Raw genomic sequence first — 15064 nt, forward strand, 5'->3', positions numbered from 1 at the left:
CATACGGTTTTAGAAATTTTGAAAACTTCAGACAGCGTATTTTAATTAGCTTTAAAAATTCATATTTTGCGATAAATTACAAAAAAACAACTAATTCAAATTATGAATTAGTTGCTTAATAAATTAATTTAATTGTTTAGTCTATCAGTACCATTTGACAAAGAGCCTGTTTTACTCCAATGCTCTTTTTTATTTACAGTAATTTATGAAAATTTAATAAGTTAAAATATTTAAGCGCAAGCGTTCTAAGGCTTGATTATTAAGGATTAAATAGGTCAGGATAATTTGTAAGGGAGCCATGATTAATTGCTTGATAGCTCTAAGCTCGATTAACTTAATGGCAGCCATTCCATGATAATTATATGTTATGATAACCCATGTTGTATTCATGAAAATATTAACGATAATGAGGACTAATGAGACAGCAATAATCACCCGCACTAAATTGATTTTTGGCCGATTATAAAAGAAAATTCCATAAATGAAGACCCCAGTAATAGCTGATAAGGCAAAGCCAATAAAATAAGGATACCCACTCAGTAACGTGTTAATATAATCAGTAAAGACAGCCATGATACTTCCCCAAACTGGGCCAAACCATTTACCAATCAACACGACGACAATAAAGGTGACACTAAACTTCAAAAAGTCAGGTCCAAAAGAAAAACGGCTTAAAACTAATTGTAAAGCAGTTAATAGCCCCAAAAGAGCCATGCTTTTAACGGATAATTTCGGATATCCCCACGATAATGTTTTCATTAAGAAAACCTCCTTATATTTGGAGGGTTTCACTGTAACAGTGAATGCGATTACTAGCACCGCAAATAATTACTAACAGACTACTGAATATGGAAAATAGTAGAGGCTTATAATAATTATTTTTCGTTTATGGCTCACATCCCGTTTCCATAACACTTAACGCACTAGAATCTACCCTGTAAAACTTGTTGTGGTTAACAACTATTTAATAATATGCTATTTTTTGCTAAAAAGAAAGCTCTTAATTTTGTAAGTGAATTTTAGCAAATTTCTAAATTGTGTAAATACTCTGTTATAATGAAGACTAAAGTACGAGTGAGGGAGGCCAAAATGGCAAAAGAAAGCATTATTACATTGATCCATACCAATGATTTGCATTCACATTTAGAAAATTGGCCGAAGATAAGACGTTATTTAAATGCGCAACAACAAAATTTAAAAACGGCAAATAATGATGTATTCACTTTTGATATTGGTGATGCACTAGATCGAGTAAATCCGTTGACCGAAGCAACCTTGGGGACAGCTAATATTGCTTTGTTAAATCAAGCACATTATGATGGGGTTACAATCGGAAATAATGAAGGATTAAGCCTGCCCCAAACTGCGTTAAATAAACTATATGATACTGCTGAGTTTCCCGTTATATGCGCTAATATTTTTGATAAAAAAACTGGTGTCCGACCTAGTTGGGCGACACCGATTAGTTATCAAACAGCGCAAGATGGGACTAAAATCGCTGTTATAGGTTTGACCGCTCCTTTTCCTGATTCGTATCCGTTAAGGAATTGGACGGTCACCGATATTTGGTCGCTATTAACCGATTTGATTAAAACAGCTACCAAACAGGCGGATATTATTATTTTATTATCACATTTAGGAATTGATACAGATCGACAAATTGCGAAAGCTTATCCAGCAGTTGATGTCATTTTAGGAGCCCATACCCACCATCTATTAGAACATGGTGAAGTAATTAATAACACATTATTAGCCGCTGCTGGTAAGTGGGGACGGTGGATTGGCAAAATTAATTTATTTATCGAAAACCATAAGATAGTAAAAAAAATAGCGCGAGTAACTATAACCGATGAATTGCCCAAAATTGCTGCTGATGATGTTGAAATTGCCGGTTATTTTACTGTAGGTGAGCAACAATTAACTGCTAGTAAAATTGCTAAATTAAAAGAACCATTACGTCGAAATGATGGGACGTTAATGCAAGAAACCTTAAATATGCTTAAGGCGCGAACCAATACTCCAGCGGCTTTTTTATCAACTGGTCTCTTTCTAACTGATTTACCGGTGGGGTATATTAATAAAAATGATCTATTAAAGCTCTTACCACATCATATGTATCCGATGGTGACCGAGTTAGATGGGCAAAATTTAATCAGGTTATTAAAGGAAATGCACAAAAACCAGATGTTTATGCGTGGATTCAAAATGGTGGGGTTAGGCTTCCGTGGTAAGGCATTAGGTGATATTGTGTTCGATGGTATTCATTATGATCTTAAATTAAAACAATGGTATTATGACAATGAGCTAATTGATGAACAAAAACGATATCAAATAGCTAGTTTAGACTATTATAAATTTTTACCTTTTTTACCAAGCATTGAAATTGCTGGTAAGAATCGGATAATTATGGAAAAAATTTTACGTGAGGAATTGGCGGATTATTTAATGCAAACTTATCCGCTTAATTAAAAGGAATAAGCATGGATCGTGAGACAATGAAAAATAAGACCGACGCGCAAATTATTGAGCGTGCGGCAGAAACTAAATTGGTGCATTTACCAGAAAGTCAATTAATGATAAATGATCACCCATATAAATTACTTGATAATTATCGGGATGCATTTGATGATTTAAAGTTGAAGGCCCGTTTTAGTGATATTTTAATAAAATACGATTATATTGTAGGGGATATTGCTGCTGATCAACTCCGATTAAAGGGCTTTTATACAGTTGATCGCCCCAATGTTAATGCTAACCAAACGATTGCAACGTTAGAAGATTATTTGTTTGAATATGTTAACTTTGGGGCACCCTATTTTGTTTTACAAAATTTAAATCCTAAAATGGTGAGTGCTAATCGCAGAGAGCCAGTTACAAATCGGACGAAAAAAAGAAATCGGCGGCCAAGTAGTACTAGCACTAAGTACGCCGAAAAAAATAATAAAGCAACTGATAAGCAGCAAACAGGAAATAGCAGAAAAAATAAAGCAGCTAATAAAGTACCTGAAAAAGGTAGTACACCAACGGCTAAACGAACCAACAATTATAGCCGTAATAAGCGGCAGCGACAAGCACAAGCAAATATTAAAGAAGTTCGTACTGAAGTTAATGATATGAAACAAACGGTAAGTAATAATAGTGTTGCGATAACTCAAAAAAGGCATAATCATCATAAGCGCCATTTTACTATTAAACAAAAAGAAGATTGAGATAGGAACTACGAATGACAAGTTATCAAGGATATTTAATTGATTTAGATGGTACAATTTATCAAGGTAAAAATAAAATGGCGAGTGGCAAACGGTTTATTGAACGCTTACAAAAGGCAAATATCCCATATTTATTTTTAACAAATAATTCAACGAAGACACCACAACAGGTTGCCCAAAATTTAACAGTCAATCATGATATTAAAGCAACCGCTGAGCAAGTTTATTCATCAGCATTAGCAACCGTTGATTATCTAGAGAGTATTAGTACGGATAGTACAGTTAAAAAGGCATATGCGATTGGAGAAGCTGGTTTAAAGACAGCCTTGCAAGCCGCTGGCTACACATTAACGGCCAAACAACCAACCTATGTGATTGTGGGCATGGACATGCAAGCAACGTATGCAATGTTTGAAACGGCAACGCTAGCAATTCAAAATGGGGCGCAGTACATCGCAACAAACTTAGATACTAATATTCCAAATGAACGTGGTAATGTTCCAGGGGCTGGCTCATTAAATGCATTAGTGACTTATGCAACAGGAGTTAAACCACTTGAAATTGGGAAACCAAGCACAATTATTATGGATTATGCGCTTAAAAAAATGGGCTTAAAGCACAATGAAGTTGTGATGGTAGGCGATAATTATCATACCGATATTTTAGCAGGAATAAGAGCCGGCATACCAACCTTACTAACATATACTGGTATTTCAACGATTAGTGATGTTGCAAAACAAGTGCAGCAACCGACGCATGAGGTTAAGAATCTTGATGAATGGCAAATTTAAACGAACTATGGTATGGCTGATGCTATTAATTTTTTTATTAACCTTAAGTATTACCATTACGATAAATAGTACGTGGTTATATGCATTAAATGTTTACTATGGTGACTTCTTACCATTAGTTAATTTATCCGCAAAGGCCATGTTGCAAAACTATCATGCTTTGCTTGCCTATTTAAATTATCCATGGGTGACAACATTAAAAATGCCAGACTTTACTGACTCACCAAGTGCCTTAGTGCATTTTAGCAATGTTAAACAATTATTTATGATTAACTATATTATGTTGATTGGGACTAGTTATCCAGCTATAAAGTGGTTAAATTGGTTGAAAAAGCATGAACAGCAATGGCGATTAATTAGCATCATGCAAGGAACACTAACAGTGTTGGGGTTTATCTTAATAATGATGTTTTTGAATTTTAATCAATTCTTTATTGTGTTTCACAAAGTTCTTTTTCGCAACAATGATTGGGAGTTTTATCCTCAACAGGATCCAATTATTAATGCATTGCCCGAAAGTTTTTTTGCGCAAGCCTTTTTATTATGGTTAGGCTGTTTTAGTGTTTTTTGTTTAGGATTACTAATTTATGGTAAACTATATTTCAAAAGTAAAAAGTAAAAACAGGTTTTAGTTGAGCAAGGCGTAATTACCCAAATAATATTAAAAAGCACCAGTGTGAAGGAATTAGCCTACACTGGTGCTTTTATTAATTAGCATTTAAGCTAACTATGGAATTACAAAATTTATTTGATCCGCTTTCAAAAATTGGAAGATCCGCTATAATCTTCGTCAACTTTAATATTAATGGATCATCAATAAAAAATAAGTGTGGCTTTAATCAGCCATCAATTGCATGTAAGGTTCTTTGCAAAGAGTAAGGTAAATGATGATGATGGGCTTCCACAAACGATAATAAAGCATCCCTATTAAAGTGTTCCATGACATAGGCATATTCCTTTTTGGTATCCAAAACAACAACACAAGGAGTATTAGTGATCGCAAACTCCAAAGCTAATCGTTGATTTTGAGTCAAGCGTTGTTTTGTCTTAGCAAGTTGCCGTTCATGTAAAAAATTATTAACATCGACACCGAGTGTGTTAGCAATTTCAGTAATTAAACTTTCTGAATACACACAATGCTGCGTAATAACGGCACTTTGGAGTGTACGTAGAAAAATGCGCGCCACTTTACGACCTTGAATAGCGATTGCTTCATGATCAATACTCATTTGAAACGCTAGCTGCATTAGATAATTTGGATCAGAAAATTGAGAAGTTGTAGTAAGTTTATCAGCAATTTTGGCATAGGTTTTTAGATTAAGCAACGGAATATATTTATAACAAACTTTAGTGTCAAATTTTGAAAGTATTTTTATCATCTTTTGTTCAGCTTCTAAACTCTCTAATTGCAAAGGATTGATAAATTGAAAGACTTCTAGCACAGCCTTAATGCCTCCTTCTGTTAGTTTGTAATCCCAATGTTACATTGGTAGACAACAGATTAATTAAATCTGTTTAAGTCGGTAATCCAAAATATAGTTTAGCATTGAACTAGTAAATCGGCTAGTATTTTGTCTTATCAAAAATAAAAAAGTTGCATGTTATAAGAACTTATAAAATTGATAGTTTCTAAATCGCTTCTTGCTAATTTTACACTGACAAAGTGGTATAATTTAGAAATGAGCTTATTTATAGATAAAGCTTAAGGAGGAATGTGATGATTGAAGATTGGGAAAATTTTTTATTACCATATGAGCAAGCAGTTGCTGAATTAAAAGTTAAATTGCGCGGTATGCGCCCACAATTTGATCAAGAAAATCAGCAAACCCCCATTGAATTTGTGACTGGCCGGGTTAAACCAGCTGAAAGTATTCAAGAAAAATTAATTCGGCGGCATATTTCTGAAAGTCGCATTGAGCAAGACCTACAAGATATTGCTGGAATTAGAATTATGACACAATTTGTTGATGATATATATCAGATTGTCGATATATTACGAAAAAGAACTGATATGAAAATTTTAGAAGAACGTGACTATGTCATTAATGCGAAGCCTTCGGGCTATCGATCGTATCATATTGTGATTGAATATCCAGTACAATTAGTGACTGGTGAAAAGAAAATTTTAGCCGAAATTCAAATCAGAACAATGGCTATGAATTTTTGGGCGACAATTGAACATTCGTTAAATTATAAACATAGTGGTGTTTTTCCTGCTGATGTAAGTGCAAGATTAAAGCAAGCTGCAGACACAGCATACTCAATTGATCAGGAAATGTCTGCAATTCGCTCCGAAATTAATGAAGTACAGTTAACTGATGAAACTGCCAAATAGGAAGAGATAAGATGAAAGTCGGATTATATGCAAATGCAAGTGAACATTCTCAACGCGTTAAACATCATTTATTAGAAGAACTAGGTAAACAAGCAATTGATATTGACCATGAAGAGCCTGATATCTTAATTAGTATCGGAGGTGATGGGACCTTACTTGGGGCGTTTCAAAAGTATCGTAATCAATTAAGTAAAATTAGATTTGTCGGTCTTCACACCGGTCACCTAGGCTTTTATACTGATTGGCGCGAGTATGAAATTAAAGAGCTAATAGCCTCGATTCTGCAGGATACAGGCCAATATGTTACCTATCCCTTGCTAGAAGCAGTCGTAAAATTTGTTGATGGGTCTGTGATGCGGACGTTATCATTAAATGAAGCAACGATTAAAAAAATGTCTGGGACAATGGTGGCTGATGTGTATTTAAGTGGCGATTGGTTTGAACGTTTTAGAGGAGATGGGCTAGCAATTAGTACCCCGACTGGATCGACAGCATACAATAAAGCGATTGGGGGAGCAGTCATTCATCCCAATTTAGAAGCAATTCAATTAGCAGAATTAGCCTCAATTAATAATCGGGTATTCAGAACGTTGGGGTCACCATTAATCATTGATCCTGATGATACTATCAGAATTGTTCCCGCTGATTCAGTTAATCTAGTGTTAACATATGATCAATGTGTTATCGCTGGGCGGCCAATTAGTGAAATTATTTATCATGTGGCACCAGAAAAAATTGCTTTTGCCAAATATCGGCATATGCATTTTTGGCACCGCGTTAATGAATCATTTATTGGCAAATTACAAGAATAAAAAAGTTGAATAGGATAAAGTTATATGGAATTTACATGGCTAAAAGAGACACCCCAAGAACAAAGGGTTAAGGCCTTTTTAATTGGACATGGGGTCTCACATCGAATGTTTACTTTAATTAAGCACAATGGTGGCGATATATTGGTTAATGGCGTTCATGGTCGTACAGTTGATCACATTAAAATGGGTGATACGGTGACTGTATTGATGCCACCAGAAGTAGATAACGATGTAGTTGCTACTAGTTATGGTGAATTAGAAATTGTTTATGAAGATACTAATTTTTTAATTGTTAATAAACCAGCAGGCCTAACTACAGTGCCCGGTAAAGCAGACCGCGAAGACACATTAGTTAATCGGGTAAAAGGCCATTTAAAGCGGCAAGGGGCGACTGATTTAGTACCCCATATTGTAACACGGCTTGATCGCTTTACTTCGGGGTTAGTATTGATAGCAAAGCACCGTTTTGCTCATGCAATGATGGATAAGTTATTGCAAGCACATGCCTTAGAAAAGCGCTATTATGCCCTTGTTGCTGGTCAATTAACCAGTGAACATGCCCTAATTGATGCGCCAATTGGACGAGTTGATGATGATTTTATCCGGCGTGAGGTTCGTAGTGATGGACGGCCATCACAAACCGAGTACTGGCTTAAGAAAAGAAAAGATAATTTTACGTGGGTAAAAGTACAACTACATACTGGGCGGACCCATCAAATTAGAGTGCATTTTAAATATATTGGACATGCATTATTGGGAGATGAAATCTATGATGGGCCGATGGATCAAGGGATTACACGGCAAGCTTTACATGCTTATTATTTGAAATTTGTGGATCCTTTTACTAATAAGATCCTCGAATTAAAATTGCCCCTACCAATGGATATGCAAAAAATAATTAAAAATGGGGATTAATGGGTAATGGATGACATTCGGGATGAAGTACTTGATCAATTAAAACACATGCAGTTTTTAATTGATGAAAACCAATTAGATGACGCTAAAAAGATTTTCTTAACGTTGCATGATTTTGAACAAGCAACTATATTTGTCAATTTAAATGCAACGCATCGCCATGCTTTAATTAAAATTTTATCCGATCAGGAATTGGCAGATGTCTTCGATGATATTGATGAAGAACCTAAAAAAATTATTGGACTGTTAGAAGAGTTGTCACCTAAACGGGCTTCACATATTTTAAATTTAATGTATACAGATAATGTTGCTGATATTTTAAGTGTGATGGAAATTGAAGAATTAGCGACTTATTTAAGCTTAATGCCCAAAGATGATGCTGAAGAGCTACGACAGTTAATTAACTATGAAGATCAAACAGCAGGAGCGTTATTAGCGACAGAATATTTAGCAATTGAACCTGATTGTACTATCGGTGAAGCACTACAACGAGTTAAACAAGAAGCTAATAATGCCGAAACAATTTATTATGTTTATGTGGTTGATGATACTGAAAAACTAGTAGGGGTTGTTTCGTTAAGAGATTTATTAACTAACCCGGATGATTATCTTTTGAAGACCATTACGAATACACGAATTATAAGTGTGCATCCAGCTGATGATCAAGAAGATGTTGCTAAAATGATGCGGGACTATGATTTCCTAGCTTTACCCGTAACTGATGTATTTAATCATATGATTGGGATTATTACTATTGATGATATTGTGGATGTAATGGACGAGGAAGCTATCAGCGATTACTCAGGTTTGGCGGGGGTTAACGTTGATCAAGGGACAATTAATCCTTTCTTAGCAGCAGCAAAGCGGCTCCCATGGTTAATCACCCTTTTATTTTTAGGAATGTCCACTGCATCGTTAATTTCGCACTATGAAACTTTGGTGGCAAAAGCATCCGTTTTAGCAGTTTTTATATCATTAATTACAGGGACTGCCGGAAATGCTGGTACTCAATCATTAGCCGTGGCAGTACGAGGCATTGCATTAGATGAAGAAAAATCAATGTTAAAAATGATTTTTACTGAAATTTTAATTGGTCTTTTAATAGGGACAATTACCGGTTTGACAATTTTTATAATTGTTGGTATTTGGCAAGCTAATTGGCTATTAGGCTTTATTATTGGAATATCAATGATGGCAGCCATTACTGTGGCTAATGTGGCTGGGGCCTTGATTCCACTTGGAATGAATAAAATTGGGGTTGATCCAGCCGTAGCATCGGGACCATTTATTTCAACGCTATCCGATTTAACATCAGTATTAATTTATTTTTCGATTGCGCAAATATTTCTTTCAAATTTTATGAATCACCATTAGAATAGAGGGATAGGCTAAAAAAGGAGAACGAAGCAAGTGGTCGTAACGCGTGAAAAATACAAGGTTAGACTATACTTATCAGAACTATATGGCGAAGAGCTAGAAGTTACTGGTGTTTATCGGGTAATCGATAAGCAAAAAAGAATTTTAATTGAAGATGTACATGATTTAGAAGGGAGGTTTATTGCAAACCATTTATGGTTAAAAACTAATCCAGAATTTTATCATTATTTAGTTGGTATGAAATTACAACGCGGATCAAAAATTAGATTAAAAGGTTATGTTGGTACCTACAAGCGACGATATAAAGATGAAGGTGGCCGCGTACGGGTGACAAGTTCCGATGAATATACCTTAAAAAAAATAACCTTAGTTTCAAGTACTATTTTTGAAAATAGTGAAAAATTTGTTAGACCTGCTGAATTATATTTTTATTCAATCATTGCTATTAATAATGGTGATGAATTTGAATTAGGAAAATTACAAAAATATGCAGATGCGTTAGGGTATGCCAAACAAGCTAGCAAAAAAGGTAAAGTTAAAGTACGACCAGCAAATGGTGAATCGCGTTTAAAAGCTTGGGTTGGGCGGCTAACAAAACAACATGGTTAACAGCAATTATTAAAATGTTGATCGTTTTATTAAAAACATAGAAATCAATCGGTTTAGTGGATCGTTGATAAAATTATTTTTTAAATAAATGGATGCCAATGTAAAACTACATAATAACATTATCACCATTAACGTTTTAAAAGACGTCAGCAATTAAATTATAAATGATAAGAAGGTTAGCGCTAGCGATACAGTAGTGCTAACCTTTTTGGCGCTTTGTCAAATGGTACTGATAGACTAATTAATTTTTTTACCATTAGTTGTAATATGTTGTTAACGTAAAAAATAAGTGTCTGCTAACTTTACCAAGCATATCTTTAATTTTAATCGGCTTAATTTTTCCGGCAACAATTAAAGTAATTGTTTTGACAGCTAGCAATAATGTAATTAGTTTTAGTGTTCAACCCAGACTTCATGATAGTAACCAACATAATATTTATTCTTCGCTAGAGGATAATTGTGTAACAGATGAACAATAGGAGGATGTTACTAGCATAGTTAACTTTTTTAAGGGGGCTAAATGCTGAGAGAAACATTTAAAAGATCTATTAGTACCACCATAAAAATGATATTAGCCTACTCAACAACCGGTACTTTTTATTTACTTAAAAATACGATGCACTTTATTAAGAATATATTTCCATCATTATTTATACTCGCTATGATTGAAAATCATTAGTTATTACAGCATAAAGTAAATACCAATGATAATATACGGTGTTAAGAATGAAAATTAATTAGGCGTGGTACTACTTAGGTAAAGGTTAATAATAGGAAAATTTAATAGCTAAAATTTTAATTATCAATTAGATATTAGCAATCAAAATTACTATAATGAAAGCGATGAAATGATTTGTGAATATTTTATCAAATTAAAAAACGTAGTATTGAAAGGATTTGGTAATTAATTATGAGTAACGAATTAGATGGAAGAACTCGTTTATTGACTTTATTTGGCTCACCAATTGGCCACACCAACTCACCAAAAATGTATAACTATTGTTTTGATAAAATGGGCATTAATTACATTTATATGGCGTTTGATGTTAAAAAAGATGGTATCGCCAAGGCACTTGAATCAATGCGAACGTTAAACGTACGTGGTGGGAATGTAACAATGCCTAATAAAAAAGCGGCCGTTGAGTTAGTCGATAAACTAACACCAGCAGCCCGGTTAGTTGGGGCGATTAATACGGTCATTACTGGCTACAATACTGATGGTGAAGGATTCGTTAAAAATTTAGCTAATAATGATGTTTCAGTTGTCGATAAAACAATTACTTTATTAGGTTCAGGTGGTGCAGGTTCAGCGATCACAGCACAACTAGCATTAGATGGCGTTAAATAGTTAATGATTTTTAACCGTCAAGATGATTTTTATGCACCGGCAGAAGCATTAGCTAAACGGGTAATGTAAGAAGTCCCTACGTGCCATATAACAGTTACAGATTTAGCAGATCAAGCAGCTTTAAGCGCAGCAATTGCAAAATCACAAGTTTTAATTAATAGTACGGGTGTCGGCATGGCACCAGATATTGATGGTATCAATATCAAAGACCCAACAATGTTTAGACCGGATCTAGTGGTCGCTGACACTGTTTATAATCCTGGTCAAGCACGAATGCTCCGGGAGGCAAAAGCAGCGGGCGTTACTAAGACGATTAATGGTGATGGCATGATGCTATGGCAAGGCGTTGCCAACTTTAAGCTTTATACAGGTCAAGCCATGCCAGTCGCTGAGGTTGATAGGTTATTTAATATTAAATTAAGTACTAAAGTAAGTAATTAGGATCAAAAATTTTTAGCGTATACTTAGCTAATAAACGGGGCAAAGTAGCTAGGTGGACGATCAATAACTATGCAAAAAGAGCCGAAGGTAAAAATTCGGCTCTTTTTGCATAGTTATTGATAATAATTAGCAGACTGATTTTATTAATTATGGCCAATGCTATTTAAGGATGTCAGCAACAAATTGATCGATGAGCGGTAGGTCCGTTGCTTCAGGCCACAAATTTATTTTTAAGTTAGCCGTTGCTTTAGTTGCATTTGTTGCTTGAAAGGCGAGATCAAAAATATCGACGGCTTTACAAAAATCACTGCCATAAAAGTCATCACCTGATCCAGCAACAGCATATTTAATACCGGTTAGATCTAACGTTGCCAAGTCATCATAAAAATCAAGACCTTCATCCGGTAAAGCTCCTAAATCATAGGTGTAAGGAACAAGGATGATTAAATCAAAATTTAGTAATGTTTCAGGATCACTTAATGATATTTCTTCTTTAACGGTGGCTATATGGTTACGGCTTAAACGTTCAATAATTAAATCAGCTAATTTTTCATTATTACCGGTAATTGTAGCATAAATAACTTTGGCATTCATCTTAAAACCTCTTATCTTAAAGTATATACATACCTATCCTACTTAATCTACAGCGTAAAAACAAACATTATTGTAAAATTGCAATTTCTTTTTCACTAATGAACTGAATAAAGGCGTTGGCTGCTGTATTTAGGGTATGCCGTTTTGAGGTACAAAGGTAAATGAGGCGTCTAGGGCCATTAGTGACTAAAGGAACAATACATAACTTTTGGGTGGCTAGAGCAAGTCGTTTAGGCACAATTGCCACACCTAAATTGTTAGCTACTAAGCCAGCAACTGCTAAATCATCATCAACCTGATATTTACTTTTTGGTTGCCAGCCGTATTCTTGATAGAGACTTGCAATAATAGGAGCAAGGCCGCTACGTTTGGAATAACTTACTTGGTCGTATGGTAATAAATCTTCAATTGTTAAACTCGTTGCTGTGCTTAAAGGATGCCCTAGTGGGGTAATAACAACTAATTCTTCTTGCGCAATTGGTGTAAAGTTGATATCAGGATAACCGTTAATTTTGGAAGCAAAGCAAATATCATATTGATTATCACGGAGATTGTTTAATAAGTTTAGCGATAAGGTCGTATCACTGATGAAGGAAAAAGCCACATTTTTACCAGCTGAAGTATTTTTGAACTCACTGATCATCTTAGGCAGCCAAACGGCATTTAAAGCTGGAATCGTTACCAATGTAATTTGGTCCTGATGCGTATTATTAGGATATAAACTAGCAATGCCGGCATCTAAAATTGTCAGTGATTGAGTTACTTTTTGGGCGAATAACTCCCCATTTAAGGTTAATTTGACATTACGACCAGTTTTATAAAAAAATTGAGTATTTAATTCTTTTTCTAGCGTGTGGATTGCACTGGTTAACGTTGGTTGCGTAATATGCAATGATTTGGCGGCTTGTGTATAATTTTGCAAAGCGGCTAGGCGAACAAAGTAGCGTAGATGATTAACATTCATAAGCGAACTCCTAATTGTTGTTAAATATATAGAAACTATCTATGAATAGAATATAAATATTCAATTAGATATATTAGCATAATTTCCATATAATATAAATGTAAAATGATTGTGAAATTATTATCAATAATTTTATATGTGAAATATTAGTTAAATTATTAATTAAAAGCGGAGCTACCATTTTAAATGGTTCCAATGTTGTCGCAACTGGGTCAAAAGTAGCGGATAATATTTTTGGTGCTAATACCGATACAGCCGCGCAGCTTGCAGCTGATGTAACTCGCGAAAGTAAAGGGACGAATTATCCTGAATTAACCCAATTAATGACGGCAAATATTGGCTCAGCAATTGATTTTATTAGTGATTTTGCTGATTTACACTATCAAAAAGCACAAACCCAAACCCCAGAACATAGTATTGCTCGGCAAGTCGAATTGCCAAGTGCAAGTAGTTATGAATTTATTGAAAAAGTTAGTCAGGCCTTTACCGCTAAAGGTGGTGAGATTCGTCTTGGAGCGCGGGTTGAAAAAATTAAACGCGATGAACAAGGGACAATTATTGGCCTAATTGCAGAGACAAAAACGGCAACTTTAGATATTAACTGTCGTTCAATTGTGTTAGTAACTGGGGGCCATGGGGCCAATGCTAAAATGCGTGGTAGTGAAAGTGAAGGGATTGATTACTACGATCCGATGACTTCAACTGGGGATGCGTATAGCTTTACTGAAGAACTTAATTTATCAACTCATGATTTAGGTTGGTATAAAATTTATCCGCACGGTGTTGAAGTTGAGCCCGGAATTGCTAAATTAACAACATATGCATCTAAGAAGGCAACTGACTTGGGTGGAATTTATGTTAATGTTGAAGGTAAACGGATCATTAATGAATTAGATGTTTATACAACTTTTAGAGATGTAATTTTACAACAAACTGGTAAGGTTGCTTATCTAGTAATGGATAAACGAACATGGCAAGAATTCTATGCATTGTTGGTGCAACATAATTTTTCTGAAGTGGAAGTCGCAGCTTTCTTTGAAGAGCCAGCTAAACGGCCGGTGTTTGCTAAAGGTTCACTTAAGGAAGTAGCTGCAATTGCTGGGATTAATGATAAACAATTAGCACAAACCATTAAAGACTACCAAGGCTATGCCCAAAGTGGAAGTTATTGAAATTAAAGATATTCCATTGTTTAATGAAGACGATATGCAAAATTCACCAAAATGTGTACACGTTTTAGCAGAGAAAATTATGCAAGCTGATGGGGTAATCTTTGGGGTCCCAGAATATGATCATGCGGTTCCAGCTAGTCTAAAGAGTGTTTTGGAATGGTTATCAAGTGTTGAACATCCTTTTGAAAATAAACCAATTATGATTGTTGGTGCATCATATGGTGTTCAAGGTTCAGTACGGGTACAAATTAATTTGCGGCAAATTTTAGATGCCCCCGGTGTTAATGCTCAAATTATGCCAGGTCATGAGTGTATGCTATCTAATGTACGTGAAAAATTCGATGAAAATGATAATTTGATTGATAGTTCAAGTGTTGCTTTCCTTGCAGAATGCTTTGGCTCATTCCTTTCATTTATTAAAATTGTTAATTTAGATTTAGTTGAAAATTAGTATTCAAAAATTAGTTTAAGCGAAGAGAGGCTAGGATTTTTATCCT

General features: G+C 34.9%; 17 protein-coding genes and 1 riboswitch. Of the genes, 13 read left to right on the forward strand and 4 right to left on the reverse strand.

Going from position 1 to position 15064, the window contains the following annotated elements:
- Positions 1 to 213 precede the first annotated feature (213 nt).
- Entirely contained in the window at positions 214 to 759 is a 546-nt protein-coding gene (locus JOC59_RS03975) for a folate family ECF transporter S component (RefSeq protein ID WP_205143506.1), read from the reverse strand.
- A gap of 36 nt (positions 760 to 795) precedes the next feature.
- A riboswitch (THF riboswitch) is annotated at positions 796 to 940 on the reverse strand.
- 149 nt (positions 941 to 1089) lie between these two features.
- On the opposite strand from JOC59_RS03975, the gene JOC59_RS03980 reads away from it, so the two are divergent.
- The 4 genes from JOC59_RS03980 to JOC59_RS03995 are packed head-to-tail and all read left to right on the forward strand — an operon-like array spanning position 1090 to position 4619.
- Complete coding sequence (locus JOC59_RS03980; RefSeq protein WP_205143507.1) at positions 1090 to 2469, forward strand: bifunctional metallophosphatase/5'-nucleotidase; 1380 nt, start codon at positions 1090 to 1092, stop codon at positions 2467 to 2469.
- Positions 2470 to 2480: 11 nt separating this feature from the next.
- Positions 2481 to 3209, forward strand: coding sequence for a YutD family protein (locus JOC59_RS03985; RefSeq protein WP_205143508.1), 729 nt, complete (start codon positions 2481 to 2483; stop codon positions 3207 to 3209).
- A 14-nt stretch (positions 3210 to 3223) separates the two neighbouring features.
- Positions 3224 to 4000 carry a TIGR01457 family HAD-type hydrolase gene (locus JOC59_RS03990; RefSeq protein ID WP_205143509.1) on the forward strand — a complete coding sequence of 259 codons (777 nt, stop codon included), beginning with the start codon at positions 3224 to 3226 and terminating at the stop codon, positions 3998 to 4000.
- Complete coding sequence (locus JOC59_RS03995; protein WP_205143510.1) at positions 3984 to 4619, forward strand: TIGR01906 family membrane protein; 636 nt, start codon at positions 3984 to 3986, stop codon at positions 4617 to 4619. Before JOC59_RS03990 ends, JOC59_RS03995 begins: the two co-directional genes overlap by 17 nt.
- A 220-nt stretch (positions 4620 to 4839) precedes the next feature.
- Here JOC59_RS03995 and JOC59_RS04000 read toward each other — a convergent pair whose 3' ends face one another.
- On the reverse strand, positions 4840 to 5442 hold the full coding sequence (locus JOC59_RS04000) for a DsbA family protein (protein WP_205143511.1): 603 nt from the start codon (positions 5440 to 5442) through the stop codon (positions 4840 to 4842).
- Between the two features lie 275 nt (positions 5443 to 5717).
- Between JOC59_RS04000 and yjbM the strand changes: the two genes are divergently transcribed.
- The 7 genes from yjbM (at position 5718) to JOC59_RS09330 (ending at position 11837) form a co-directional block, all read left to right on the forward strand.
- Positions 5718 to 6335: a GTP diphosphokinase gene (yjbM, locus tag JOC59_RS04005; RefSeq protein WP_205143512.1), complete on the forward strand. Its 618-nt coding sequence runs from the start codon at positions 5718 to 5720 to the stop codon at positions 6333 to 6335.
- 11 nt (positions 6336 to 6346) lie between these two features.
- Entirely contained in the window at positions 6347 to 7147 is an 801-nt protein-coding gene (locus tag JOC59_RS04010; protein WP_205143513.1) for an NAD kinase, read from the forward strand.
- Positions 7148 to 7171: 24 nt separating this feature from the next.
- Positions 7172 to 8062 carry an RluA family pseudouridine synthase gene (locus JOC59_RS04015; RefSeq protein WP_205143514.1) on the forward strand — a complete coding sequence of 297 codons (891 nt, stop codon included), beginning with the start codon at positions 7172 to 7174 and terminating at the stop codon, positions 8060 to 8062.
- Positions 8063 to 8068: 6 nt separating this feature from the next.
- Entirely contained in the window at positions 8069 to 9436 is a 1368-nt protein-coding gene (mgtE, locus tag JOC59_RS04020; protein WP_205143515.1) for a magnesium transporter, read from the forward strand.
- Between the two features lie 36 nt (positions 9437 to 9472).
- The gene (locus JOC59_RS04025; protein ID WP_205143516.1) at positions 9473 to 10048 is read left to right on the forward strand and encodes a hypothetical protein; all 576 of its coding nucleotides are present in this window, start codon (positions 9473 to 9475) and stop codon (positions 10046 to 10048) included.
- 910 nt (positions 10049 to 10958) lie between these two features.
- Entirely contained in the window at positions 10959 to 11396 is a 438-nt protein-coding gene (locus tag JOC59_RS09325) for a hypothetical protein (protein ID WP_239517009.1), read from the forward strand.
- A 174-nt stretch (positions 11397 to 11570) separates the two neighbouring features.
- Positions 11571 to 11837 carry a hypothetical protein gene (locus JOC59_RS09330; protein WP_239517010.1) on the forward strand — a complete coding sequence of 89 codons (267 nt, stop codon included), beginning with the start codon at positions 11571 to 11573 and terminating at the stop codon, positions 11835 to 11837.
- Positions 11838 to 11996: 159 nt separating this feature from the next.
- On the opposite strand, the gene JOC59_RS04035 is transcribed toward JOC59_RS09330, so the two are convergent.
- Together JOC59_RS04035 and JOC59_RS04040 are read right to left on the reverse strand one after the other, a co-directional pair.
- Positions 11997 to 12431, reverse strand: a complete 435-nt coding sequence (locus JOC59_RS04035) for a flavodoxin domain-containing protein (protein ID WP_205143517.1) — start codon at positions 12429 to 12431, stop codon at positions 11997 to 11999.
- 67 nt (positions 12432 to 12498) lie between these two features.
- Positions 12499 to 13395 (reverse strand): LysR family transcriptional regulator, encoded by an 897-nt coding sequence (locus JOC59_RS04040; RefSeq protein ID WP_205143518.1) that lies wholly within the window; start codon positions 13393 to 13395, stop codon positions 12499 to 12501.
- A gap of 230 nt (positions 13396 to 13625) precedes the next feature.
- Here JOC59_RS04040 and JOC59_RS09535 point away from each other — a divergent pair, with 230 nt between their 5' ends.
- Both JOC59_RS09535 and JOC59_RS09540 read left to right on the forward strand, forming a co-directional pair.
- Positions 13626 to 14567 (forward strand): FAD-binding protein, encoded by a 942-nt coding sequence (locus JOC59_RS09535; RefSeq protein ID WP_420875265.1) that lies wholly within the window; start codon positions 13626 to 13628, stop codon positions 14565 to 14567.
- A complete protein-coding gene (locus JOC59_RS09540) occupies positions 14545 to 15018 on the forward strand; it encodes an NADPH-dependent FMN reductase (RefSeq protein WP_205143519.1) in 474 nt (157 codons plus the stop codon). The genes JOC59_RS09535 and JOC59_RS09540 overlap by 23 nt, the downstream gene beginning before the upstream one ends.
- The last annotated feature ends 46 nt before the right edge of the window (positions 15019 to 15064 follow it).

This window comes from Periweissella beninensis, assembly GCF_016908275.1.
Lineage (GTDB): Bacteria > Bacillota > Bacilli > Lactobacillales > Lactobacillaceae > Periweissella > Periweissella beninensis.

Bases quoted from the DNA above. Each gene is read 5' to 3' on its own strand.
- JOC59_RS03975 (WP_205143506.1), bottom strand. From the start codon at position 759: ATGAAAACATTATCGTGGGGATATCCGAAATTATCCGTTAAAAGCATG.
- JOC59_RS03980 (WP_205143507.1), top strand. From the start codon at position 1,090: ATGGCAAAAGAAAGCATTATTACATTGATCCATACCAATGATTTGCAT.
- JOC59_RS03985 (WP_205143508.1), top strand. From the start codon at position 2,481: ATGGATCGTGAGACAATGAAAAATAAGACCGACGCGCAAATTATTGAG.
- JOC59_RS03990 (WP_205143509.1), top strand. From the start codon at position 3,224: ATGACAAGTTATCAAGGATATTTAATTGATTTAGATGGTACAATTTAT.
- JOC59_RS03995 (WP_205143510.1), top strand. From the start codon at position 3,984: ATGAATGGCAAATTTAAACGAACTATGGTATGGCTGATGCTATTAATT.
- yjbM (WP_205143512.1), top strand. From the start codon at position 5,718: ATGATTGAAGATTGGGAAAATTTTTTATTACCATATGAGCAAGCAGTT.
- JOC59_RS04010 (WP_205143513.1), top strand. From the start codon at position 6,347: ATGAAAGTCGGATTATATGCAAATGCAAGTGAACATTCTCAACGCGTT.
- JOC59_RS04015 (WP_205143514.1), top strand. From the start codon at position 7,172: ATGGAATTTACATGGCTAAAAGAGACACCCCAAGAACAAAGGGTTAAG.
- mgtE (WP_205143515.1), top strand. From the start codon at position 8,069: ATGGATGACATTCGGGATGAAGTACTTGATCAATTAAAACACATGCAG.
- JOC59_RS09325 (WP_239517009.1), top strand. From the start codon at position 10,959: ATGAGTAACGAATTAGATGGAAGAACTCGTTTATTGACTTTATTTGGC.
- JOC59_RS09330 (WP_239517010.1), top strand. From the start codon at position 11,571: ATGGCACCAGATATTGATGGTATCAATATCAAAGACCCAACAATGTTT.
- JOC59_RS04035 (WP_205143517.1), bottom strand. From the start codon at position 12,431: ATGAATGCCAAAGTTATTTATGCTACAATTACCGGTAATAATGAAAAA.
- JOC59_RS04040 (WP_205143518.1), bottom strand. From the start codon at position 13,395: ATGAATGTTAATCATCTACGCTACTTTGTTCGCCTAGCCGCTTTGCAA.
- JOC59_RS09540 (WP_205143519.1), top strand. From the start codon at position 14,545: ATGCCCAAAGTGGAAGTTATTGAAATTAAAGATATTCCATTGTTTAAT.